Raw genomic sequence first — 22,476 nt, 5'->3', positions numbered from 1 at the left:
TGTTGTTTAACTCGCGAGTAACTATCGAGCAGGCATCAGGGTAAGGCGCGACCGCCCGCTGCGTAAGGGGCATCGGCCTGTCACTTTCGACGCAGAGCGACGCTACGCACGCGTAGGGCCCGCCGCGCTTTCGCACGGCGGGCCCCCTCATGCCCGGTTTGCGCACTCCGCCGGCCGTTGCCTCCGGTTACTTCTTGCCCTTGGCCGACCCCGCGCCGTCATCACTGGACAGAACGGCGATGAAGGCCTCCTGCGGAACCTCCACGGAACCCACCATCTTCATCCGCTTCTTGCCTTCCTTCTGCTTCTCCAGCAGCTTGCGCTTACGGGAGATGTCACCGCCGTAGCACTTGGCGAGGACGTCCTTGCGGATGGCACGGATGGTCTCGCGGGCGATGACCCGCGAGCCGATGGCGGCCTGGATCGGCACCTCGAACGCCTGCCGCGGGATCAGCTCGCGCAGCTTGGCGACGAGCCGCACCCCGTACGCGTACGCGGCGTCCTTGTGCGTGATCGCCGAGAAGGCGTCCACCTTGTCGCCGTGCAGCAGGATGTCGACCTTGACCAGGCTGGAGGTCTGCTCGCCGGTGGGCTCGTAGTCGAGGGACGCGTAGCCGCGGGTCTTGGACTTCAGCTGGTCGAAGAAGTCGAAGACGATCTCCGCGAGCGGGAGGGTGTAGCGGATCTCGACCCGGTCCTCGGAGAGGTAGTCCATGCCCAGCAGGGTGCCGCGCCGGGTCTGGCACAGCTCCATGATCGAGCCGATGAACTCGGTGGGCGCCAGGATGGTGGCGCGCACGACCGGCTCGTACACCTCGCCGATCTTCCCCTCGGGGAACTCGCTCGGGTTGGTGACGGTGTGCTCGCTGCCGTCCTCCATGACCACCCGGTAGACCACGTTGGGCGCGGTGGCGATCAGGTCGAGGCCGAACTCGCGCTCCAGCCGCTCCCGGATCACGTCCAGGTGCAGCAGGCCGAGGAAGCCGACGCGGAAGCCGAAGCCGAGCGCGGCGGAGGTCTCCGGCTCGTAGACCAGCGCGGCATCGTTGAGCTGGAGCTTGTCCAGGGCCTCGCGCAGCTCCGGGTAGTCGGAGCCGTCCAGCGGATACAGACCGGAGAAGACCATCGGCTTCGGGTCCTTGTAACCGCCGAGCGCCTCGGTGGCGCCCTTGTGCTGGCTGGTGACCGTGTCACCGACCTTGGACTGGCGCACGTCCTTCACACCGGTGATGAGGTACCCCACCTCACCGACGCCGAGGCCGTCCGCCGGCAGCATCTCCGGCGAGCTGACGCCGATCTCCAGCAGCTCGTGGGTGGCGCCGGTCGACATCATCTTGATGCGCTCGCGCTTGTTGAGCTGGCCGTCGATGACACGGACGTACGTCACGACACCCCGGTAGGAGTCGTAGACCGAGTCGAAGATCATGGCGCGGGCGGGCGCGTCGGCGACTCCGACCGGCGCCGGGATCTCCTTGACGACCTTGTTCAGCAGCGCGTCCACGCCGAGGCCGGTCTTCGCGGAGACCTTGAGCACATCCGCCGGGTCGCAGCCGACCAGGTTCGCCAGCTCCTCGGCGAACTTCTCCGGCTGGGCTGCCGGCAGGTCGATCTTGTTCAGCACCGGGATGATCGTGAGGTCGTTCTCCATCGCCAGGTAGAGGTTGGCGAGGGTCTGCGCCTCGATGCCCTGAGCGGCGTCGACGAGGAGGATGGTCCCCTCACAGGCGGCCAGCGACCGCGAGACCTCGTAGGTGAAGTCGACGTGCCCCGGGGTGTCGATCATGTTGAGGATGTGCGTCGTGCCCTGGTCGGGCCCCTCCGTCGGGGCCCAGGGCAGACGCACCGCCTGGGACTTGATCGTGATGCCGCGCTCGCGCTCGATGTCCATCCGGTCGAGGTACTGAGCACGCATCTGCCGCTGCTCGACCACGCCGGTCAGCTGGAGCATCCGGTCGGCGAGCGTGGACTTGCCGTGGTCGATGTGCGCGATGATGCAGAAATTGCGGATCAGAGCCGGCGCGGTACGGCTCGGCTCGGGCACATGGTTTGGGGTCGCGGGCACGCAGGGTCCTGTCTCTTGAGGCGCCTTATGCCTCGGGTCGGATCGTTACGTAGTCTCCATGGTCCCACGGGCAGGGACCGGGGGCCGTTTTGGGCCGTCCGGAGGGCCACTGGTACTGTAGATGGCTGTGCCTCATGCCCTCTCAGCGCGAGGTACGACCGGAAATTTCGGATCACCGGTACGGGACCCGCACGGGCCCGTACCTGAACCTGTAAAGGCTCCTTCGTGGCGAACATCAAGTCCCAGATCAAGCGGATCAAGACCAACGAGAAGGCTCGGCTGCGCAACAAGGCCGTCAAGTCCTCCCTGAAGACCGCGATCCGCAAGGCCCGTGAGGCCGCTGCCGCGGGTGACACCGAGAAGGCCACCGAGCTGCAGCGCGCTGCCGCGCGTGCGCTCGACAAGGCCGTCTCCAAGGGTGTCATCCACAAGAACCAGGCCGCCAACAAGAAGTCGGCGCTTGCTTCCAAGGTCTCGTCCCTCAAGGGCTGAACTCCTTTCTGATCTGATCGCCGGAGGGACCCAGAGCGGGCCCTCTCTCTCCGCTCCCGTCCGGCACCCACGAGCCTGTTCGCGGCCTGCGTTCGCCACGCGGGAACGGGCTCAGCATCTTGATCCAAAGGCCCCGGCTCCTCCCTTCCCCAAGGGAGGGGCGGGGCTTTTGGCATGTCCGGGCCGGGGGCTCAGGGTTCTGGACTCTGGGTCCTGGGCTCTGGGTCCTGGGCTCTGGGTTCTGGGCTCTGGGTTCTGGGCTCGCCCTGGCAGGTGGTGATGCCTCCGGGAGGGCCTTGGGCGTGTCTGGGGTCGGGTGCGAGTCCGCGGAGGGCCGTGGGTGGGCGTGGGTGGGGTGGCTGCCGGGTGGGGTGGCTGCCGGGTGGGCTCGGTTGCGCGTGGGAGTCGCTCAGTCGGGTCAGGTAGGTCGCTCATGGGCTCCGGCTGCGTGCGGGAGCGGTCGATTGAGCTGCGGCTGTGCACGGAGGGCTAGTCCTGCGCGGAGGTCGGGGCCTACGCGGGGGTCTGGTCCTGCGCGGAGGTCGGGGCCTACGCGGGGGTCTGGTCCTGCGCGAGGGTCGGGGCCTGCGCGGGGGTCGGCCGTGTGTAGGGCCTGGGCCCGCGCAGGATCCGGCAGGGCCCGGATGGGGCCGTGCCGCCTCCTACTGCTTCCCCGAGCGGCGGTCGGGGTACGACCGGGTCAGCCCCGGCCCCTGGAGCGCGCGGCCCTGGCGATGATCACGACCGCCTTCTCCAGCGCGTACTCGGGATCGTCGCCGCCGCCCTTCACGCCCGCGTCGGCCTCGGCGACCGCTCTGAGCGCCACCGACACGCCGTCCGGTGTCCAGCCCCGCATCTGCTGCCGCACCCGGTCGATCTTCCACGGCGGCATGCCCAGCTCGCGCGCCAGATCAGCCGGCCGTCCGCCCCGGGCCGAGGACAGCTTGCCGATCGCCCGCACGCCCTGCGCCAGCGCGCTGGTGATCATCACCGGCGCCACGCCCGTCGCCAGCGACCATCTCAGCGCCTCCAGCGCCTCCGCCGTACGCCCCTCCACGGCCCGGTCGGCGACCGTGAAGCTGGAGGCCTCGGCACGACCGGTGTAGTACCGCCCGACGACCGCCTCGTCGATCGTCCCCTCCACGTCGGCGACCAGCTGCGAGACCGCCGAGGCAAGCTCCCGCAGATCGCTGCCGATGGAGTCGCAGAGCGCCTGGCACGCCTCGGGGGTGGCCGACCGTCCGAACGAGCGGAACTCCCCCCGCACGAAGGCCAGCCGGTCCGCCGGCTTGGTCATCTTCGGGCAGGCCACCTCCCGCGCCCCCACCTTGCGCGCGGCGTCCAGCAGTGCCTTGCCCTTGGCGGCGCCGGCGTGCAACAGCACAAGCGTGATCTCCTCGGCGGGCGAGCCGAGGTATGCCTTCACGTCCTTGACCGTGTCGGCGGACAGGTCCTGCGCGTTGCGTACGACCACGACCTTGCGCTCGGCGAAGAGCGACGGGCTGGTCAGCTCGGCGAGCGTGCCGGGCTGCAGCTGGTCCGGGGTCAGGTCACGTACGTCCGTGTCGGCGTCGACGGCCTTGGCGGCGGCCACCACCTCCTGCACGGCACGGTCGAGCAGGAGGTCCTCCTGGCCCACGGCAACGGTCACCGGGGCGAGAGGGTCGTCATTCGCAGTCTTCCTGGCCATCACCCAAAGCATCCCACGCGGCACTGACAAGGAACCGGCCCCGGCACCCTGACCGGTCCCGGAGCGGCCCCCGAGCCCGCCTCGGGGTCACGGCTCCTCGCGCCAGCCGTCCCACTCCCCCGCGAACGCGTCCAACTCCGCGGGATCGAGCCGCTCGCGCCGGTCCCGCAGCACGAGCAGCCACTGCGCGTCCTCGGCGTCGTCCTCACCGGCCAGCGCGTCCCGGACGAGCTGGGGCTCCTCGTCGAGCCCGAACCGCTCCCCGAGCGCCTCGGCCGCCTCCTCGGCGGCGTCACGGTCGGGCAGCACCAGCACATGTCTCACATCGCTCACGGGTCCATTCTCCGGCACGCCACGGGGGGCGTTCCTCGGCACGGGACGGGCCGCGTCCGCGCTCGGATCAGGCCGGCATCCAGAGCGATCCGGGTGTCAGCCCTTCGGCACGATCTGCACGTCCAGGCCGACCTGGATGCTCGGTCCGATCGCCGCGATGCCCCGTGCCAGCATGGACTGCCAGCTGATCGTGAAGTCGTCCCGGTGCAGTTCGGTGGTGGCCCGGCAGGCACCGCGCGTCTCGCCCTCCATGCCGTTGCCGAGTCCCAGGTACTCCGTGTCCAGCGTCACCGTGCGGGTGACGCCGTGCAGCGACAGCGCGCCGGTGACCGCCCACCGGCTGCCGCCCTTGTGCACGAAGCGTTCGCTGTAGAACTCCAGCGTCGGAAACCGCCGCACGTCCAGGAAGTCCGCCGAGCGCAGGTGGTCGTCCCGCATCCGGACCCCCGTGTCGATGGACGCCGCGTCGATCACGACGTGCATCGCCGACTGCTCCACCCGCTCCGCGATCCGCAGCACCCCGGCGAAGGAGTTGAACCGCCCGTGGATCCGGGCCAGCCCGATGTGCCGCGCGGTGAACCTGAGCGAGGAGTGCATGGACTCGATCTCCCAGTCGCCCGGCGCCGGCGGCTCCGGCGGATGGGCCACCTGCAGGGTCACATCGCCCAGCGAGGCGAGGGAGTTCTCGCCGACCAGCGCGGCGGCCCGGTAGGGCGCGTAGCCCTCCGCCGACACCGCGAGCCGGTAGTCCCCCGCGGGCACCGTGGCCACGAACGAGCCGTAGGGGTCCGTACTGCCGGCCACCACCCTGCGGCCCGTGGAATCGCTGACCGCCAACTCCGCGCCCACGACCGGCTCGTTGACCGGGTCGACCACCCGGCAGCTGAGCACTCCGGCGCCGGGCGGTGTGCGGACCGCCGCCAGGGGACTCATCCGTTGCATCCGGTTCACCCGGTTCATCCGGTTACCCAGCCAGCGGCCGAACATCTACGACACCCCTGTACGCCTCGACATCATCTGTTGCCGAAGGTTCATTCGATCACTGATGCGGCTTTCGAGGCAACACGGAACTACATCGCGGGAAAGCAGCGTATGCGCCGGGACTGCGGTGAATCAGTCGTTCAGGAGGGGTTTCGCACCGTCGGTACACAGCCCAACTCGAGCCCGAAGCACTCCTGGTAGACCGCCAGCACCTCCTCGTCCGTCTCCAGCTCCCGCGTCTCGCGCGTGCCGTCCGCGGCGGTCGATTTCAATGTGCGCCCGCTGAGCGTGATCCGCCCTCCGTCCTCGGTGATCCGTGAGCAGACCAGCGAGCGGGTGAAGTGCGAGCGCGGCGAGGTGCTGTGCCACCAGGCACCGGCCATGAAGTCCCCGAGCGCACGCGGCCGGATCTCCAGCCGGTACTGCGGTGCGCCGTTCCGTAGGACGTCCAGGTCCCCCGAGCCCGGCGCGTCACCGCCGCGCACCCCTGCCGGGTCCGGCCCGGCCTCCACCACCTGGAAGCTGCCGCCGGGGTCTTCCTGCTCCCCGCGCTCCGCGAAGGCCAGCGGGTAGTGGCTGTGCGTCCCGAAGCCGACGTCGGCGAGCCAGACGCCCCCCTCCGCCGTCCGCACCCGCAACGCCATGTGGTCATACGGGATCCCGAGCCGCCCCTCGTCGTCGTACACGCGTCCGGCGAGGAACTCCACCTCGTAGCCGAGGGCCGCGAGCAACGTTCCGAAGGCGCCGTTCAGTTCGTAGCAGAAGCCGCCCCGCCGGGCCTCGGTCACCTTGTCCAGCAGCCGTATCCCGTCCAGCACGATCTCCTCTCCGAGGTGGATCGAGAGGTTCTCGAAGGGGACGGTCCGCAGATGGAGCAGATGCAGCTCGCGCAGCGCCTCGCCGGTGGGCCGCGGCGGACGGGCGAGACCGAGTCGGTGGAGATAGGCGTCGACCTGTGCTGATGTCATGATCCCAGTCTGGGCGCCTCCCGGGGTTGGCACCCCCTGCCGCGCCCCCGTTCCTACTCGGTCCTTCCCGGTCCTTCCCGTTCCTTCTCAGTCCTTCCCGCTCGTCCCCGCTGGTCGTCACTGGTCGTTGCTAGTCCTCTCTCATCACCCGTAGTTCGCCGTGCCTCCCTCCGGTGCCGGTGACCGCGAGAGCCCCGTCCCGGTCCGTGCGCAGGACCACCGCACCGCCGGTCCGCAGCGCGGTCGTCGTCGACGGCGCCGGGTGACCGTAGAGGTTGTCGGCACCGACGGAGACCAGCGCCACCCGGGGCGCCGCGAGGCGTATCAGTTCCGGGTCCTGATAGGCCGAGCCGTGGTGGGCCACCTTCAGGACGTCCACCCCGGCCAGGTCGGCTGCCGCCGGGGACCGTAACAGAGCCTGCTGGGAAGGCGGTTCGAGGTCTCCGAGCAACAGCAGCCGCAAGCCGCCCGTGCGCACCAGCAGCGCGACGCTGGCATCGTTAGGACCCTCGGGTTCGAATACGGTGCCCGGCCAGGCAGGAGGCTGTCGCGCGCTGGGGGCCGGCCCGGTGCTCCGCGGCGGGGGCCACAGAACCCGCCAGGCGAGTGGCCCGGTGCGCCGTTCCTCTCCCGCGGCGGCCGTCGTGACCGGGATGTGCCGCCGAGCCGCCTCTCTGCGGACGAACGCCGCCTGGTCAGCCGGTTCCGCGAACCCCGTGGTCTCGATCGCGGCCACCGAGCGGCCCCGCAGAACCCCGGGCAGACCCGCCACATGGTCGGCGTGGAAGTGGGTGAGGACGAGAAGGGGGACGCGGGTGATACCCAGTCGCCGCAGGCAGTGGTCGACCAGCGCCGGATCGGGTCCCGCGTCCACGACCACCCCGGCTCCCTCGCCCGCCGCCAGCACGGTCGCGTCGCCCTGACCGACATCGCACATCGCGAACCGCCAGCCCGGCGGCGGCCAGCCCGTGATCACCCGGGTCAGCGGCACCGGCCGGGTCACCAGCAGCACGACCAGCACACCCAATAGCCCGCACCACACCGGGTGCCGCGGCAGTCGGCGGCCGGCCAGGAGGACGGCCACGGTGACCGCCGCCAGCGCCAGTGCGCCCGGCCAGCTCCCCGGCCAGTCCACTCCCGCTCCGGGCAGCGCCGCCCCGGTCCGGGCGACCCCGGCGATCCACCCGGCCGGCCAACTCGCGCGCCACGCAAGCCCCTTCGCGATGGGCATCGCCACCGGCGCGGTCCCGAGCGCCGCGAAGCCCAGCACCGTGGCCGGTGCCACCGCCATCTCGGCGAGCAGGTTGCACGGCACCGCCACCAGGCTCACCCGGGCCGACAGCACCGCCACGACCGGCGCGCACACGAACTGCGCGGCGGCAGCGGCGGCCAGCGCCTCAGCGAGTCGCGCGGGCACCCGGCGTCCGCGCAGCGCCTCGCTCCAGCCCGGCGCCAGCACCAGCAGCGCGCCGGTGGCCAGCACCGACAGCAGAAAGCCGTAACTGCGGGCCAGCCACGGGTCGTACAGCACCAGCAGCAGGACGGCCGTGGCCAGCGCCGGGATCAGGGATCTCCGACGCCCGGTGGCCAGGGCGAGCAGCGCGACCGCACCGCAGGCCGCGGCCCGCAGGACACTGGGGTCGGGCCGGCAGACGACCACGAAGCCCAGCGTCAGCGCCCCCGCGACCAGGGCCGTCGCCCGTAGGGAGAGACCAAGGCGCGGGGCCAGGCCCCGGCGCTCTGCGCGTTGGGCAAGCCCCGGCGGCCCGATGAGCAACGCGAGCAGGACGGTGAGGTTGCTGCCGGAGACGGCGAGCGTGTGCGCCAGGTCCGTCTCCTCGAAGGCGTGGTCCAGTTCGGGTGTGATCCGCGAGGTGTCCCCTACGACCAGCCCGGGAAGCAGTGCCCGCGCGTCAGCCGGCAGGTCCTCGGTCGCTTCCCGCAGGCCGGCCCTGAGCCGTCCCGCCAGCCGTTGCGGCCCGCTCGGCCCCGCCACGATCCGCGGCTCCGGCCAATCGCGCACCCGCAGCACGGCCGCGGTCCGGTCGCCGCCCGTCAGCGCGGGTGCCAGCCTCCCGCCCAGCCGTAGCCGCGTGGACGGCAGCAGCCCGAGCCAGCCGGCCCGGCCATCCGGTCTCCGCCGCTCGGCGGCCGTCGGCGGCGGCGCGGGGCTCCGGCTCGCCCCCGCGGTCCCGCCCGGTGCCGGGACATCCGGGTCGACGATCATCAGTACGGGGGTCCTGGTCCGCACACGCCTCCCGTCCGTCTCCTCGACGCTTCGCACCTCGGCCCGCGCCAGGACCGCCGCGGGCGCCGGGTGGTCGCCGCGCATCCGTGGCCTGCTCAGCCAGGGATCGCCGCTGACCTCGACCTCGGCGGTCACGGTCGTGAACCGCCGGGCCAGCTCGGGCACGGGACCGCGCCGCAGGTCGGCGCCGTGCAGCCCGGCGGAGGCGGCTGCCGCGGCCACACAGAGCAGCACCGCGGCGACAGCGGCACGCGCCCAGCCGAACCGACCGCACATCCACCCGACCCACCCGGACCGGCCGACCCACCCGGACCGGCTGACACACCCGGACCTGCCGAGCCACCCGGACCGGCCGACCCACCCGAATCGTCCGAGCCGTCCGGGCCACCCAGCACAGCCGGCCCGTCCAGGCCGTCCCCGTCGCCGCACCGACAGCAGGAGTACTCCGCCGAGTGCGCAGACGGCGGCCGTTCCGGCGGTCAAAGCCGGTGGTGCGTCCACGGTCAGGGCCGCCGTGGCCCAGGCCGCGAGCGCGGGCGGCACCAACCGCAGGTCCATGGGGGCGTTCCGGCCGGTGTGCGTGGGCTCGTGCCGCTCGGGCACGGTGCGGGGCGCGTCCCGGACGGGCTGGGGCTCCGGATCGAGCGCGCGGCTCATGGCCGTACCAGGTCGCGTAGATCGGTGAACCGGCGGTCGCCGATGCCGTTGACCTCGCGCAGTTCGTCCACCGAACGGAAACCGCCGTGCTGGGTGCGGTAGTCGATGATGTGCTGGGCCAGTACCGGGCCGACGCCGGGCAGGGTGTCGAGCTGCTCCGCGGTGGCCGTGCCGAGGGAGACCGGCGCCGTCGGGCCGGCGCCGGCGGGGCCGGAGAGCGACCCGGCCGTCGGCGGTGGCGCAGCGGGGGCTCCGGCGGGTGCGCCGACGACGACCTGCTCGCCGTCGACCAGGAAGCGGGCGCGGTTGAGTCCCGCTGTGCTCACGCCCGGCCGGACCCCGCCCGCCGCCCGTAGCGCGTCGGCCACCCGGGCCCCGGCCGGCAGCCGCCGGATCCCCGGTTTCCGGACCTTGCCGCTGACGTCCACGACGATCTCCGGTCCTGGTGTCGCCGACGCGCCCACGGCCGCTCCGGCCGCCGCTCCCTTGTCCTTCTTGACGAAGGGCGCCCCCGCACGCACCACCTGAGGAGCGGTCACGGACTGCGGCCGCCCCGTCCAGAAGTGCTGCACGGCGAATGCGGCGGCGGCCACGAGCACCACGACGAGCGCCACGACTCCTCGCCGCTCCACTCCGCACCGTGCCTGCAGCCACACCGGCAGCCGCTCCCGAAGCGCCAGCCCGGCCCGCGCCCGCCAGTCCGGGGCCCCGTAAGCCCCATCAGCCACAGCAGACTCAGCGGGCTCGACGGGCTCAGCAGGCTCAGCAACCTCCGACGAGACAGCGGTCACTTTCCCCACCGAACTCACCGAACTCACGGAACTCACCGAAGTCATCGACCCCGCAGCCCCCGCAGCCCCGTCCCGCCCCGGCGGTGCGTTCCCCGACTCCCGCCACTGCGCGGCCCGTTCGCCGAAGAGGACTTCCGCCCGGCGGCGCAGTTCCTCCGCCGAGGGGGACGGGCGGCGGCGGGCGCCAGGGTGGCCGGTGGGCCGGGAGCGTCCGGTGGACCGGCGGTTCCGGACACGGCCGTCGGAGGCAGGGCCACGGCCCGGGCCGCTGGTCGGAGTCGCTGTGCGGGAACGAGATCGAAGTGCCATGCGACGAGGATGGGGCATTCCGGCACATCGCGATGATCTTGGTCAATTCCCGTGGATCACCAGCCGGTTGTGGAAAACTCCGTCACCCACATGAGTGAGATCCACGCGAGCGAGATCCACGTGAAGGAGATCCGCGTGAGCGGAATCCACATGCGTGCGATCCATCGGCCCCCGCGACGAACAGGGAAAGACGGACCAGCAGATCCCGGAGTCAGCGGGGCGAGACGACCGCGCCCAGCAGTCCGGGGCCGGTGTGTGCTCCGATCACCGCGCCGACCTCGCTGACATGCAGGTCGGCCAGGCCCGGGACACGCCCCCGCAGCCGGTCGGCGAGCGCGGCGGCGCGGTCGGGAGCGGCCAGGTGGTGGACGGCGATGTCGACCTCCGCGTTGCCGGCCCGCTCGGCGGCGAGCTCCTCGAGGCGCGCGATCGCCCTGGACGCCGTACGGACCTTTTCGAGCAGCTCGATACGGCCGCCGTCCAGTTGGAGGAGGGGCTTGACGGCGAGCGCGGACCCCAGCAGCGCCTGCGCGGCCCCGATACGGCCGCCGCGGCGCAGATAGTCGAGGGTGTCGACGTAGAAGTACGCGGACGTGCCCGCGGCCCGCTTCTCGGCCGCCGTGACGGCTTCGTCCATCGTGCCGCCCGCCTCCGCAGTCTCGGCCGCGGCGAGCGCGCAGAAGCCGAGCGCCATCGCGACCATTCCGGTGTCCACGACCCGTACCGGCACCGGCGCCTCGCGCGCCGCGAGGACCGCCGCGTCGTAGGTGCCGGAGAGTTCGGCCGACAGATGCAGGGAGACGATGCCGCTCGCGCCGGACTCGGCGACCCTGCGGTAGGTGTCCGCGAACATCTGCGGGCTGGGGCGGGACGTCGTGACGGATCGCCGCTTCTGGAGCGCTTGCGCCAGGGAGCGGGTGGAGATCTCGGTGCCCTCTTCGAGAGCCTGGTCGCCGAGGACCACCGTCAGCGGGACCGCGGTGATGCCGTGACGCTCCATCGCCCGGGCCGGCAGGTAGGCCGTTGAATCGGTGACGATCGCGACATGGCGGGACATGAGCTGGAGGTTACCTGGCGTAGCTCTCACCCGGCAGCCCGGCCCCTGTCCTGCGGTTCCGGAGCGGTTCGCTCATGTGGTGCTCTCGGGGCGGGGCTTCTTCTGCCACGGGGGTGCGGGGCGCCAGGACGGCGGGGCGATCGCCTCGGGTGCGGGGTCCTCGGTGGCCCGGGCCCCCGCGTCCTTCGGCCAGGCCCGGTCCGTCGGCGGGCCGTCGGCGGGAGTGGCGGCCGGTGCGTCGGGCCACTCCGGGGGCGCCTGGCCAGTCTCCGTCCGCGTCCAGTGGCGCAGGGCACCCGCCTCGATGTCGATCTGGGCGCTGAGCGTGCCCAGATCGTCGTCGGCGAACTGACGGGCCCGGTCGCGGGCCGCCCAGCGCAGGGAGTCGGCGGACCGGGTGATGCGCTCGGTGCGGCTGCGCAGCTGGGGCAGCCGCTCGGTGAGCGTGGCCCGGTCCGGCTCGGACTCCAGACGCTTGAGGTCGGCGTCCAGCTCGTGTCCGTGCGCGCTGAGCCGCTCGAAGAGGCTCAGGGACTCCTTCAGTGACTCGTCCTCGGCCACGCCCGCGTGCAGCGCGTCCTGTGTGGCGCGCATCGAGGTGCGCAGCGCCAGCCGCAGCTGGGCGATCTCGCCTGCCGGGCCGCCCTGGGCGAAGGACTTGGCGCGCAGGGTGTGGTCCTCGACCGTGCGGCGGGCCTGTGTGATGGTGCGGTCCACGCCCCGCTTGGCGGCGCCGACCGCCTTGACCGTGGCGTACGCGCCCAGACCCACGAAGACCAGGAAGAGCAGGGCGAACACGGTCAGTACCAGCTCCATGACGCTCCTCCTCCGGCCGCTGCGGCACCACGCCGCTGCGCTCTCCACGGTAAACGCAGCGGGCAGGCCCGGAGTTCCAGAAGAACCCCGAACCTGCCCGTAGGGGACTACCCCGACACCGCAACCGGAACCACAACCGCAACCGATACCAGCACCGAAGCCGCCACCGACGACGTCATCAGGTCATCAGGCCGTCGCGTCATCACGCCGTCGCGTCATCACGCCATCGCGTCATCACGCCGTAACGATGTTCACCAGCTTCGGCGCCCGCACGATCACCTTGCGGATACCCGCGCCGCCCAGCGCGGCCACGACCTTCTCGTCGGCCAGCGCCGCCTTCTCCAGCTCTTCCTCCGAGATGGCGGGCGGCACCTCCAGCCGGGCCTTGACCTTGCCCTTGATCTGCACGACGCAGGTCACGGTCTCGTCGACGACGTAGGCCGGGTCGGCGACCGGGAAGTCCCGGTGGACGACCGAGTCGGTGTGGCCCAGCCTGCGCCACAGCTCCTCGGCGATGTGCGGCGCCAGCGGGGCGACCATCAGCACCAGCGGCTCGGCCACGGACCGCGACACCGCGCCGCCGGCCTTGGTCAGGTGGTTGTTCAGCTCGGTGACCTTGGCGATGGCGGTGTTGAAGCGCAGGGCCTCCAGGTCCTGGCGCACCCCGTCGATCGCCTTGTGCAGGGCACGCAGCGTCTCCTCGTCGGCCTCGGCGTCGGTGACGGTGACCTCGCCGCTGTCCTCGTCGACGATGTTGCGCCACAGCCGCTGCAGCAGCCGGAACTGGCCGACCACCGCGCGCGTGTCCCACGGGCGGGAGACGTCCAGCGGGCCCATGGCCATCTCGTACAGGCGCAGCGTGTCGGCGCCGTACTCGGCGGCGATCTCGTCCGGAGTCACCGCGTTCTTCAGGGACTTGCCCATCTTGCCCAGCAGGCGGGAGACCTTCTCGCCCTGGTAGAAGAACTCGCCGTCCCGCTCCTCGACCTCGGCGGCCGGAACGGCGATGCCCCGGCTGTCGCGGTAGACGTAGGCCTGGATCATGCCCTGGTTGAACAGCTTGTGGAACGGCTCGGCGGAGGAGACGTGCCCCAGGTCGAACAGGACCTTGGACCAGAAGCGCGCGTACAGCAGGTGCAGCACGGCGTGCTCGGCGCCGCCGACGTACAGGTCGACACCGCCGTGCGGCTGGCCCTCGCGCGGGCCCATCCAGTACCGCTCGATCTCCGGGTCGACCAGCTTCCGGTCGTTGTGCGGGTCCAGGTAGCGGAACTCGTACCAGCAGGAACCGGCCCAGTTGGGCATGGTGTTGGTCTCGCGGCGGTACTTCTTGGGGCCGTCGCCCAGGTCCAGGGTGACGTTGACCCAGTCCTCGTTGCGCGACAGCGGCGTCTCGGGCTGGGTGTCGGCGTCGTCCGGGTCGAAGGTGCGCGGGCTGTAGTCCTCGACCTCGGGCAGCTCCAGCGGCAGCATCGACTCGGGCAGCGCGTGGGCGACGCCGTCCTCGCCGTAGACGATCGGGAAGGGCTCGCCCCAGTAGCGCTGGCGGCTGAACAGCCAGTCGCGCAGCCGGAAGTTGACGGTGCCCTCGCCGATGCCCTTGCGCGCCAGCCACTCGGTGATGCGCGCCTTGGCGTCGGCCACGCCCAGGCCGTTCAGCTTCACGTCGTCGCTGTCGGAGTTGACGATCTTCGCGTCGTAGGAGACGAAGGCGTCGTCCCAGGCCGACGTGTCGGTGCCGCGGCCGTCGGTCGGCTCGACCACACAGCGGATCGGCAGCTCGAAGGCGCGCGCGAAGGCGAAGTCGCGGGTGTCGTGGCCCGGAACGGCCATGATCGCGCCGGTGCCGTAGCCCATCAGGACGTAGTCGGCGATGAAGACCGGGACCCGCTCGCCGTTGACCGGGTTGGTCGCGAAGGCGCCGGTGAAGACGCCGGTCTTGTCCTTGGCCTCGGCCTGCCGCTCGACGTCGGACTTCGCGGCGGCCTGCGCGCGGTAGGCGGCGACGGCCTCGGCCGGGGTGGCGTGGCCGCCGGTCCACGCCTCGTGCGTGCCCTCGGGCCAGGCGGCCGGGGTGAACTTCTCGACCAGCGGGTGCTCGGGCGCCAGCACCATGTAGGTCGCGCCGAACAGGGTGTCCGGGCGGGTGGTGAAGACCGTGATGCGTTCGCCGTCGATCGGGAAGTCGACGCGGGCGCCCTCGCTGCGGCCGATCCAGTTGCGCTGCTGCAGCTTGATGGCCTCGGGCCAGTCCAGCTCCTCCAGGTCGTCCAGCAGCCGGTCGGCGTAGGCGGTGATGCGCATGTTCCACTGGCGCAGCTTGGCCTTGAAGACGGGGAAGTTGCCGCGCTCGGAACGGCCGTCGGCGGTGACCTCCTCGTTGGCCAGCACCGTGCCCAGGCCCGGGCACCAGTTGACGGGCGCGTCGGAGGCGTAGGCCAGGCGGTACTCGCCCAGGACGTCGGAGCGCTCGGCGGCGGTCAGCTCGTTCCACGCGCGCGTGGAGCCCGGGACGGCGCGCTCACCGGACTCGAACTGGGCGATCAGCTCGGAGATCGGGCGGGCCTTCCCCGCCTCGTCGTCGTACCAGGAGTTGAAGATCTGCAGGAAGATCCACTGGGTCCACTTGTAGTACTCCGGGTCGATCGTGGCGAACGACCGGCGCTTGTCGTGGCCCAGGCCCAGCCGGCGCAGCTGGGACTTCATGTTCTCGATGTTGGCCTCGGTGGACACGCGCGGGTGCGTGCCGGTCTGCACCGCGTACTGCTCGGCGGGCAGGCCGAAGGCGTCGAAGCCCAGGGTGTGCAGGACGTTGTGGCCGGTCATGCGCTGGAACCGGGCGTAGACGTCGGTCGCGATGTAGCCCAGCGGATGGCCGACGTGCAGGCCCGCACCCGAGGGGTACGGGAACATGTCCATGATGAACTTCTTGGGCTTGGCGGCCAGCTCGGGGTCGCCTGCCAGGTCGCCCTCGGGGTTCGGGGCCGCGTAGGTGCCGTCCGCGTCCCAGAAGTCCTGCCAGCGTGCCTCGATCTCGGCTGCCATGGCGGCCGTGTAGCGGTGCGGCGCGGTCTCCGCCGACGCGGAAGCGGGGGCAGCGGGGTTCGTCTCGCTCATGATCCTCAAAGCTCCATCGATCGTCTCTGCCTGCGGCTGCGGCATCCGAAGAAACGAAAAAGCCCCTCGCACAGGAGGGGACGCCGCGCTGATGCCGACCTCGCGGTCTTGACCGGGGTCGGTACTGATCAGCGCGGCCCGCTAAGCAGAAGGCGTACGGCACGCATGGCGCTAGGGTACCGCAGCCCCCGCGCGGGCCGCGACGCTGAGTAAGCCGCGACGCGCGTGCGTATCCCTGATGGACATGTCACGAAGCCCGCCGGAACTGAACAAAGGTCAGTAATTACTTCGCGTACCGTCCCCTACGGGACACCGCCCCCGTCGCATTGTCTGTTGATAACAACGCAATAACTCAAACCCCGTACTGATCGGTATGGCGCCACTTAGAGTGCGGCAGCGGGACCGCTTTCCCGAAACTGCTCGGAGTTGCCCCCATGAACCCTCGTCGTAGTACCCGCTCGCTCCCCAAGTCCGGCCGCTCGGCCTACGGGGTGGCGTCCGCCGCCGTCCTGCTGCTCATACCCGTGGCCGTGGTGGTCGGAGGCAGCCAGTTCCGTGAATTCCTGAACTTCGGCGCGGGCGTGCTGTCCCTCGTCTCGCTGAGCTGCTCGGTGATCTGGGGTCTCTTCGCCCAGGACCGGATCTTCCTGAACACACGGCAGCGGATCATCGGCCAGGCCGTGCACCGGACGACAGCGGTCGCCTCGATCGCGTTCCTGCTGCTGCACATCACCGCGAAGATCGCGCTCGGCCACACGCAGCTGATCGCCGCGATCATCCCGTTCTCGCTCGGCGTCTCCGGGATCGGCGGCCTGATCGGACTGGGCTCGCTCGCGGGCCTGCTGATGATCTTCGTGGGCATCACCGGTGCCCTGCGCAGCAACTTCGCCACCCCGGCCCCGGTCGCCGCCCGCTGGCGGGCCATGCACATGCTGGCCTACCCGGCCTGGTGCGCGGCGCTGGTCCACGGCCTCTACGCGGGCCGTTCGGCCAAGCCGGTCTTCGTGATCCTCTACAGCCTCTCCCTGCTCGGCGTGATGGGCGCGCTCGCGCTGCGCGCCGCGCCGCGCCCGGTCAAGCGCAAGGTCGCCGACCGCCTCGTGGCCCTGTTCGGCAGCTCGGAGCGGCCCGGCCTCGACGATCTGGACGCGAGCCGCTCCCGGGCGGCCGAGCCGGCGCCGCCGGGCTTCGAGAGCCGGCGCGAGCCGAGGCGGTCGGCCGCCGGGGCGACCGCGCCGCTCTACCAGACCCCGGCCGGCCCGGCGGCGGAGCCCGCCTCCGGTTTCGCGGCGGCCTACCGCGCGGTCTCCACGCCGGGGCGCGCCCAGCAGCCCTTCGCGGCCGACCGCACGGCCCGCATGGACCTGCCGCTCGACCTCCAGCCCACGGAGGCCGTCCCGCGCGTGGACGGCCCCTCCAGCACCTCGGGCAGCTGGCCGATCCCGTCCCCGCCGCCGGTCGGCGAGGCCCCGCCGTCCGCGTACGACCCGCTCCAGGACACCGGATACACCATCCCGGCCTATGGCAATCCGGGCGCGGCCGGGTACGGCGGAAGTGACGTGTACGACACCGGTGAGACAAACGGCCGCTATGGCACGTACAACCCGAGTGACACGTTCAACAGCGGTCCCGCCACCGAAACGCTGCCCGGCTCGTCCTACGACGCGCCGGGTTCGGGCGAACCTTGGAACACGCCTTCCGGAGGCTTTTAAGTGAACGAGGCCCTGCCCGACGTCCCCGAAGTCCGCGTGGTCGGACTTCCCCAGCTCACGTCGGGCTTCGACCTTGTGGAGCGGCTCGACCTGCCCATGCACCTGAAGGTGCACGGGCCGCTCGAACCGCTGGGCGGCGAGCAGCTCGCCCAGCTCGCCGAACGCATCAGCCTCAAGGGCCGCGGCGGCGCCGGCTTCCCCTTCCACAAGAAGCTGCGCTCGGTCGCCGAGTCGGCGATCAAGCGCGGGGTGCGGCCCGTCGTCGTGGTCAACGGCAGCGAGGACGAGCCGGCCTGCCGCAAGGACACGGTGCTGATCAACCGGGCCCCGCACCTCATCCTGGACGGCGCCCTGCTGTGCGCCGAGGCGCTCGGCGCGCGCACGCTCGTCATCGGCGTCACCCGGGAGTCCACCCAGCGCTCCATGGAGGCCGCGCTCGCCGAACGCGGTCTGAGCAACAGCCGCAGATCGGCTCTACGCGCGTGGGTGCAGCGCAATCCGGTACGTATGGTCACCGGTGCCGCCGCCTCGCTGGTCCGCTCGATCGACGGCGGCCCGGCGGTTCCGCCCGGCCGCAAGATCAGCGCCTCGCAGACCGGCGTCGGCGGGGCGCCCACCCTGCTGTCGAACGCGGAGACGTTCGCGCAGCTGGCCATCGCCGCCCGCATCGGCCCGGAGCGCTACGGCAACACCGGCCTCTACGACGAACCGGGCACCGTGATGCTCACCGTGTCCGGCGCGGTCGCCCGCCCGATGGTGCTGGAGGTCCCCACCGGCGTGCCGCTGCGCTACGTGCTGCAGCTGGCGGGCGCCCCGCCGGTGCCGCAGGGGGTGCTGACCGGCGGCTATCACGGCAAGTGGATCGACGCGGCGACCGTCGACGAGGCGGTCGTCTCCCGCAACTCGCTGGACGCCGTGGGCGGTTCGCTCGGCGCCGGCGCGATCCTGCCGATCAGCCAGGACACCTGCCCGCTGGGCGAGTCGCTGCGGGTCGCGCAGTGGCTGGCCGAGGAGAGCGCCGGCCAGTGCGGGCCGTGCTACCTCGGGCTGCCCGCCGCCGCGCGCGGCCTCGAGGACATCCTGAACGGCGGCGGACCGGCCGCCCTGGAGGCGCTGAAGCAGGTCGCGAAGAACGTGAAGCGGCGCGGGGCGTGTTCGCATCCGGACGGCTCGGCGATGTTCCTGGAGTCGACCATCAAGGCGTTCACCGACGACCTGGCCGCGCACGTCCTCGGCAACGGCTGCGGACGGCGCGTGGAGGGCGTTCTGCCGCTCTTCGAGGGAGGCAGAACGCCCACGGGCGTCCCGGGCGGCGCGGAGCCCGAGGAGACCGGCGGCAGCCGCCAGAAGATCTACGTCGACTGGACGCTCTGCCGGGGCCACGGACTGTGCGCGGACATCCTCCCGGAGGTGTTCGAGCTGGGCGCCGACGGCTTCCCGACCGTCGCCCAGGCGCAGGTGCCCCGGTACGCGGAGGCGAAGGCCCTGCGCGCGGTCCGCCGCTGCCCGGCCCTCGCCCTGCGCATCGAGGAGGACACGCGCGGGCAGGCGCCGTCGCGCAATCTCCCGGTCGTCTCCCAGGGACGCGGCCGGCGCGCGCTCGGCCGCTGAACCGCACGCAGGGGTGGCCGCCCGGACTCGGGCGGCCACCCCTGCGCTTGGCCGTGCTTTCTTCCACAACACGCCGAAGGCGGACCATCCATCGGATGATCCGCCTTCGATTTCTGTGGAGCTAAGGAGAATTGAACTCCTGACCTCCTGCATGCCATGCAGGCGCTCTACCAACTGAGCTATAGCCCCTTGTTTTGTTGTTTCGCCCGGTTCCCCCGGCGACGACGTAAACATTACAGGGCCGGGGACGCAGCACCAAATCGGTTTCGGCTTCGCACCGATACGACAGCTAATGTCGGTTTCATGACCGTGATCGCGCCGTCCGCAGCCCGCCGCCGGGTCCCGGTCGCCCTGGTGGTGTGCCTGGTGTCGTTCACGGCCTTCTGGGCCGCTCAGCGGGCCGCGCACGTGTCGATGATCGACCTGATGGTCTACCGGGCGGAGGGCTCCGCCGTACGCGCCGGGGACGACCTGTACGCGCTGCGCGCGACGGCGGCGCACCTGCCCACCACCTACCCGCCGTTCGGCGCCCTGCTGTTCACCCCGCTGCCGCTGTTCGACACCGCCCTCCTGCGCGTACTGGCGACGGCCGGGAACCTCGCGCTGCTGGTGGTGTTCGTCCGGCTGTCGCTGAAGCTCGTCGGCCACGCGCGCGTGGAGACCGTCTGGTGGGTCGCGGCGCCGGCCGTGTGGTGCGAACCGGTGTGGACGACCCTGCGCTACGGCCAGATCAACCTGCTCCTGGCCGTCCTGGTGCTGTGGGACCTGACCCGCCGCCCCGCCGGGGGGTGCGACCGCTGGACGGGGGTGGGCCTCGGGCTGGCCGCCGCGGTCAAGCTGACGCCCGCGCTGTTCCCGGTGTTCCTGCTCACCACGGGCCTCGTGGCCCGGCTGCGGGGCGGGCACGGGGGGCCGTGGCTGCGGCAGGCGCGCGGGGCGGCCGTCGCGTTCGCGGGGGCGACCCTGCTGGCGGCGGCCGTCCTGCCGTACGACTCCTGGCGGTTCTGGACGGACATGGTGTTCCGCGCGAACCGGGTCGGCCATGCCGAGGACACCGCCAATCAGGCCCTGCGCGGCGCCCTGGCCCGCTTTCTGCACACACCCGACCCGGGAGCCGTCTGGGGGGTCCTCGCGGCCGTGGCGGCCGTCCTGGGCCTCGCGGTGGCCGTGCGGGCGGAGTTGCGGGGGCGGCGCCCCTGGGCGGTGTGCGCCTGCGCGGTCACCGCCCTGCTGATCAGCCCCGTGTCATGGACCCACCACTGGGTGTGGTGCGTGCCGCTGGTCCTGCTGCTGTGGACACGCGGCCACCGGGCGGCGGCACTGGCCACCCTGCTGGTCTTCTGCTCGTACGCCCCCTGGTGGGTGCCGCACGGCGCGGGCCGGCCGGAACTGCATCAAGGAGGTGCGCAGTTGACCCTGTCGGCCGGCTACGCGGGGGCCGCCGCGCTGTTCCTCGCACTGGCCCGGACATCGTTGCCGAGGACCGGGACCGGTGGCGTCCGCGTCAAGCCGTGACGAACTGGTAGAACCTCTTGAGCGTGCAGTGCTCCTCCAGGAGGCGGCCGTAGATCGGCTCGCCCTCCAGCTCCCGGTACGTCTCGATCGGGTCGCCTTTTATGATCAGCGCCCGTGCGCATTCCTCGCACCAGTACTGGTAATCGGGATTGATCGGCTCCATGTCCCGGACGATCGGCGTACCGCTCCCGCACCAGTCGCACTTTCGCCTGTGTGCACCCATCGATCAGCTCCAGCTGTGGCCGCAGGCCGTGCACACGTAGGAGATCCCGCCGTTGTCGCCGAGGACTTGCGCGACATGTGCGGAACCGCAGGAAGGGCAGCTCAGCCGGGTGGTCGTATTCCGTGTCAACGCCGCACCGAGGAGGTGGCCGACCTCCTCGAGGATGCTCGCAGGCATCGCTACTCCCTCCCGTCGGGCCGCGCCCCCTTCCGGCCGTTTGATTCTGCCACGGCCGGACCAATACGGTCAGCGACGCCTCAGTACCAGTCCGGACACGGCTCCCGCCGCGGCCGTCCGGCCTGCGCCCATGCGCAGGCAGAGAGCGCCCACGCGGAGGTATACGAGCCGGGGGCACCGAATGACTCAAGCCGGTCGGGGACAGTGTGCCGAACGCCACGAGACCGGTCGGCGACCGAGTCGCGCGGCCGTCGCCGGCAGGGCGCCGGACACAGAAGATCCCGCCCCCCGGAGGGGACGGGATCATCATCACCGATCTTTGACCACTCGACAGAGTGTCGATCAGTGGAGCTAAGGAGAATTGAACTCCTGACCTCCTGCATGCCATGCAGGCGCTCTACCAACTGAGCTATAGCCCCTTGCGTTCTTCCCGCTCGGCGGGGCGAACAAGAAGAACTTTAGCCTGTGACCTGCCGGAAAGTGAAATCCGGGGGCCGACGGCCGCGGTGCGGTCAGTCGTCGTCGCCGAGGACGGGCTCCGGGAGGGTGCCGGCGTTGTGCTCCAGCAGGCGCCAGCCGCGGGCGCCCTCGCCGAGCACGGACCAGCAGCAGTTGGAGAGGCCGCCGAGGCTCTCCCAGTGCCGGGAGTCGAGGCCGAGGAGCCGGCCGATGGTGGTGCGGATGGTGCCGCCGTGGCTGACGACGACGAGGGTGCCGTCCTCGGGCAGCTTCTCGGTGTGCCGCAGCACGACCGGGGCGGCGCGGTCGGCGACCTCGGTCTCCAGTTCGCCGCCGCCGCGGCGGACCGCCTCGCCGCGCTTCCAGGCGGCGTACTCCTCGCCGTGGCGGGCGATGATCTCCTCGTGCGTCAGCCCCTGCCAGACGCCCGCGTAGGTCTCGCGCAGTCCCTCCTCGCGGGTGACGTCGAGGCCGGTGAGGGTGGCCAGCTCGGCGGCCGTGTGCGCGGCCCGCCGCAGGTCCGAGGAGACGATCGCGTCGGGGCGCAGCGAGGCGAGCAGCCGGGCCGCGCGGCGGGCCTGGCCGATGCCGGTCTCGGTCAGCTCGACGTCCGTGGTGCCCTGGAAGCGGCGCTCGACGTTCCACGACGTCTGGCCGTGCCGCCACAGGATGACGCGGCGGCCCGCGCCCTTGCGGTCGGTCACCTCACCTGTGGCGCTCATCACCACTCCCCGCCCGGCTCCTGCTCGGCCTCTGCGGCCAGCAGCTTGGCGTGCTCCTGGGCCTTGCCGCGGGTGGCCTTGGCCTCGGCGGGCAGTTCGAGCTCGGGGCAGTCCTTCCACAGCCGCTCGAGGGCGTAGAAGACACGCTCCTCGCTGTGCTGCACGTGGACGACGATGTCGACGTAGTCCAGCAGGATCCAGCGGGACTCGCGGTCGCCCTCGCGGCGGACCGGCTTGGCGCCGAGCTCCTTCTGCAGGCGCTCTTCGATCTCGTCGACGATGGCCCTGACCTGGCGGTCGTTCGGCGCGGAGGCCAGCAGGAAGGCGTCCGTGATCGACAGCACGTCGCTCACGTCGTAGGCGATGACGTCGTGGGCGAGCTTGTCGGCCGCCGCCTGGGCGGCGGTGTTGATGAGCTCAATGGAACGGTCGGTGGCGGTCACTACATGGCTTTCCGTCGGCGGTCTTTTGCCATCAAGGGTCTCACGGACCGCCCGGCGCACCCCACGTGATTACGGCTGCACGTGGGGTGGCCC

18 protein-coding genes and 2 tRNA genes are annotated in these 22,476 nt (G+C 71.5%); 4 read left to right on the top strand and 16 right to left on the bottom strand.

Annotated elements, in window-relative coordinates; all coding sequences use genetic code 11:
• Window positions 1-187: 187 nt before the first annotated feature.
• A complete protein-coding gene (lepA, locus tag ACF073_RS13150; RefSeq protein ID WP_392069295.1) occupies window positions 188-2,062 on the bottom strand; it encodes a translation elongation factor 4 in 1,875 nt (624 codons plus the stop codon).
• A gap of 225 nt (window positions 2,063-2,287) precedes the next feature.
• On the opposite strand from lepA, the gene rpsT reads away from it, so the two are divergent.
• Entirely contained in the window at window positions 2,288-2,554 is a 267-nt protein-coding gene (gene rpsT, locus ACF073_RS13145; protein WP_392069292.1) for a 30S ribosomal protein S20, read from the top strand.
• A gap of 700 nt (window positions 2,555-3,254) precedes the next feature.
• Here rpsT and holA read toward each other — a convergent pair.
• The 9 genes from holA to leuS all read right to left on the bottom strand — a co-directional run bounded on the left by holA (window position 3,255) and on the right by leuS (window position 15,521).
• Window positions 3,255-4,244, bottom strand: a complete 990-nt coding sequence (gene holA, locus ACF073_RS13140; RefSeq protein ID WP_392069290.1) for a DNA polymerase III subunit delta — start codon at window positions 4,242-4,244, stop codon at window positions 3,255-3,257.
• 87 nt (window positions 4,245-4,331) lie between these two features.
• Entirely contained in the window at window positions 4,332-4,577 is a 246-nt protein-coding gene (locus tag ACF073_RS13135) for a hypothetical protein (protein ID WP_392069288.1), read from the bottom strand.
• 96 nt (window positions 4,578-4,673) lie between these two features.
• Window positions 4,674-5,564 (bottom strand): YceI family protein, encoded by an 891-nt coding sequence (locus ACF073_RS13130; protein WP_392069286.1) that lies wholly within the window; start codon window positions 5,562-5,564, stop codon window positions 4,674-4,676.
• Window positions 5,565-5,698: 134 nt separating this feature from the next.
• Entirely contained in the window at window positions 5,699-6,526 is an 828-nt protein-coding gene (locus ACF073_RS13125; RefSeq protein ID WP_392069284.1) for an arylamine N-acetyltransferase, read from the bottom strand.
• A 130-nt stretch (window positions 6,527-6,656) separates the two neighbouring features.
• The gene (locus ACF073_RS13120; RefSeq protein WP_392069282.1) at window positions 6,657-9,431 is read right to left on the bottom strand and encodes a ComEC/Rec2 family competence protein; all 2,775 of its coding nucleotides are present in this window, start codon (window positions 9,429-9,431) and stop codon (window positions 6,657-6,659) included.
• A complete protein-coding gene (locus tag ACF073_RS13115; RefSeq protein WP_392069280.1) occupies window positions 9,428-10,549 on the bottom strand; it encodes a helix-hairpin-helix domain-containing protein in 1,122 nt (373 codons plus the stop codon). Before ACF073_RS13115 ends, ACF073_RS13120 begins: the two co-directional genes overlap by 4 nt.
• Window positions 10,550-10,742: 193 nt before the next feature.
• A complete protein-coding gene (locus ACF073_RS13110) occupies window positions 10,743-11,588 on the bottom strand; it encodes a DegV family protein (RefSeq protein WP_392069278.1) in 846 nt (281 codons plus the stop codon).
• A 72-nt stretch (window positions 11,589-11,660) separates the two neighbouring features.
• The gene (locus ACF073_RS13105; RefSeq protein WP_392069277.1) at window positions 11,661-12,404 is read right to left on the bottom strand and encodes a hypothetical protein; all 744 of its coding nucleotides are present in this window, start codon (window positions 12,402-12,404) and stop codon (window positions 11,661-11,663) included.
• Window positions 12,405-12,638: 234 nt separating this feature from the next.
• Complete coding sequence (leuS, locus tag ACF073_RS13100) at window positions 12,639-15,521, bottom strand: leucine--tRNA ligase (RefSeq protein ID WP_392069275.1); 2,883 nt, start codon at window positions 15,519-15,521, stop codon at window positions 12,639-12,641.
• Between the two features lie 434 nt (window positions 15,522-15,955).
• Here leuS and ACF073_RS13095 point away from each other — a divergent pair, with 434 nt between their 5' ends.
• Both ACF073_RS13095 and ACF073_RS13090 read left to right on the top strand, forming a co-directional pair.
• Entirely contained in the window at window positions 15,956-17,233 is a 1,278-nt protein-coding gene (locus ACF073_RS13095) for a cytochrome b/b6 domain-containing protein (RefSeq protein ID WP_392069273.1), read from the top strand.
• A complete protein-coding gene (locus ACF073_RS13090; RefSeq protein ID WP_392069271.1) occupies window positions 17,234-18,844 on the top strand; it encodes an NADH-ubiquinone oxidoreductase-F iron-sulfur binding region domain-containing protein in 1,611 nt (536 codons plus the stop codon). It begins immediately after the preceding gene.
• 116 nt (window positions 18,845-18,960) lie between these two features.
• Here ACF073_RS13090 and ACF073_RS13085 read toward each other — a convergent pair.
• A tRNA-Ala gene (locus ACF073_RS13085) sits at window positions 18,961-19,033 on the bottom strand.
• A gap of 114 nt (window positions 19,034-19,147) precedes the next feature.
• Between ACF073_RS13085 and ACF073_RS13080 the strand changes: the two genes are divergently transcribed.
• Window positions 19,148-20,359 (top strand): glycosyltransferase 87 family protein, encoded by a 1,212-nt coding sequence (locus ACF073_RS13080; RefSeq protein ID WP_392069270.1) that lies wholly within the window; start codon window positions 19,148-19,150, stop codon window positions 20,357-20,359.
• Here the strand turns inward: ACF073_RS13080 and ACF073_RS13075 are convergent.
• The 5 genes from ACF073_RS13075 to rsfS form a co-directional block, all read right to left on the bottom strand.
• Window positions 20,349-20,582: a hypothetical protein gene (locus ACF073_RS13075; RefSeq protein WP_030653820.1), complete on the bottom strand. Its 234-nt coding sequence runs from the start codon at window positions 20,580-20,582 to the stop codon at window positions 20,349-20,351. The genes ACF073_RS13080 and ACF073_RS13075 overlap by 11 nt on opposite strands.
• 3 nt (window positions 20,583-20,585) lie before the next feature.
• A complete protein-coding gene (locus ACF073_RS13070) occupies window positions 20,586-20,759 on the bottom strand; it encodes a hypothetical protein (protein ID WP_392069268.1) in 174 nt (57 codons plus the stop codon).
• 346 nt (window positions 20,760-21,105) lie between these two features.
• Window positions 21,106-21,178, bottom strand: a tRNA-Ala gene (locus tag ACF073_RS13065).
• A gap of 93 nt (window positions 21,179-21,271) precedes the next feature.
• Window positions 21,272-21,940, bottom strand: a complete 669-nt coding sequence (locus ACF073_RS13060) for a histidine phosphatase family protein (RefSeq protein WP_392069266.1) — start codon at window positions 21,938-21,940, stop codon at window positions 21,272-21,274.
• Window positions 21,940-22,383, bottom strand: a complete 444-nt coding sequence (gene rsfS, locus ACF073_RS13055) for a ribosome silencing factor (protein ID WP_392069264.1) — start codon at window positions 22,381-22,383, stop codon at window positions 21,940-21,942. Before rsfS ends, ACF073_RS13060 begins: the two co-directional genes overlap by 1 nt.
• Between the last annotated feature and the right edge of the window lie 93 nt (window positions 22,384-22,476).

Origin of the sequence: Streptomyces sp. NPDC015171 (assembly GCF_043079545.1) — a bacterium.
GTDB lineage: Bacteria > Actinomycetota > Actinomycetes > Streptomycetales > Streptomycetaceae > Streptomyces.
Note: the sequence above shows the minus strand (reverse complement) of the source record. Positions and strands in the feature narration are given on the sequence as shown.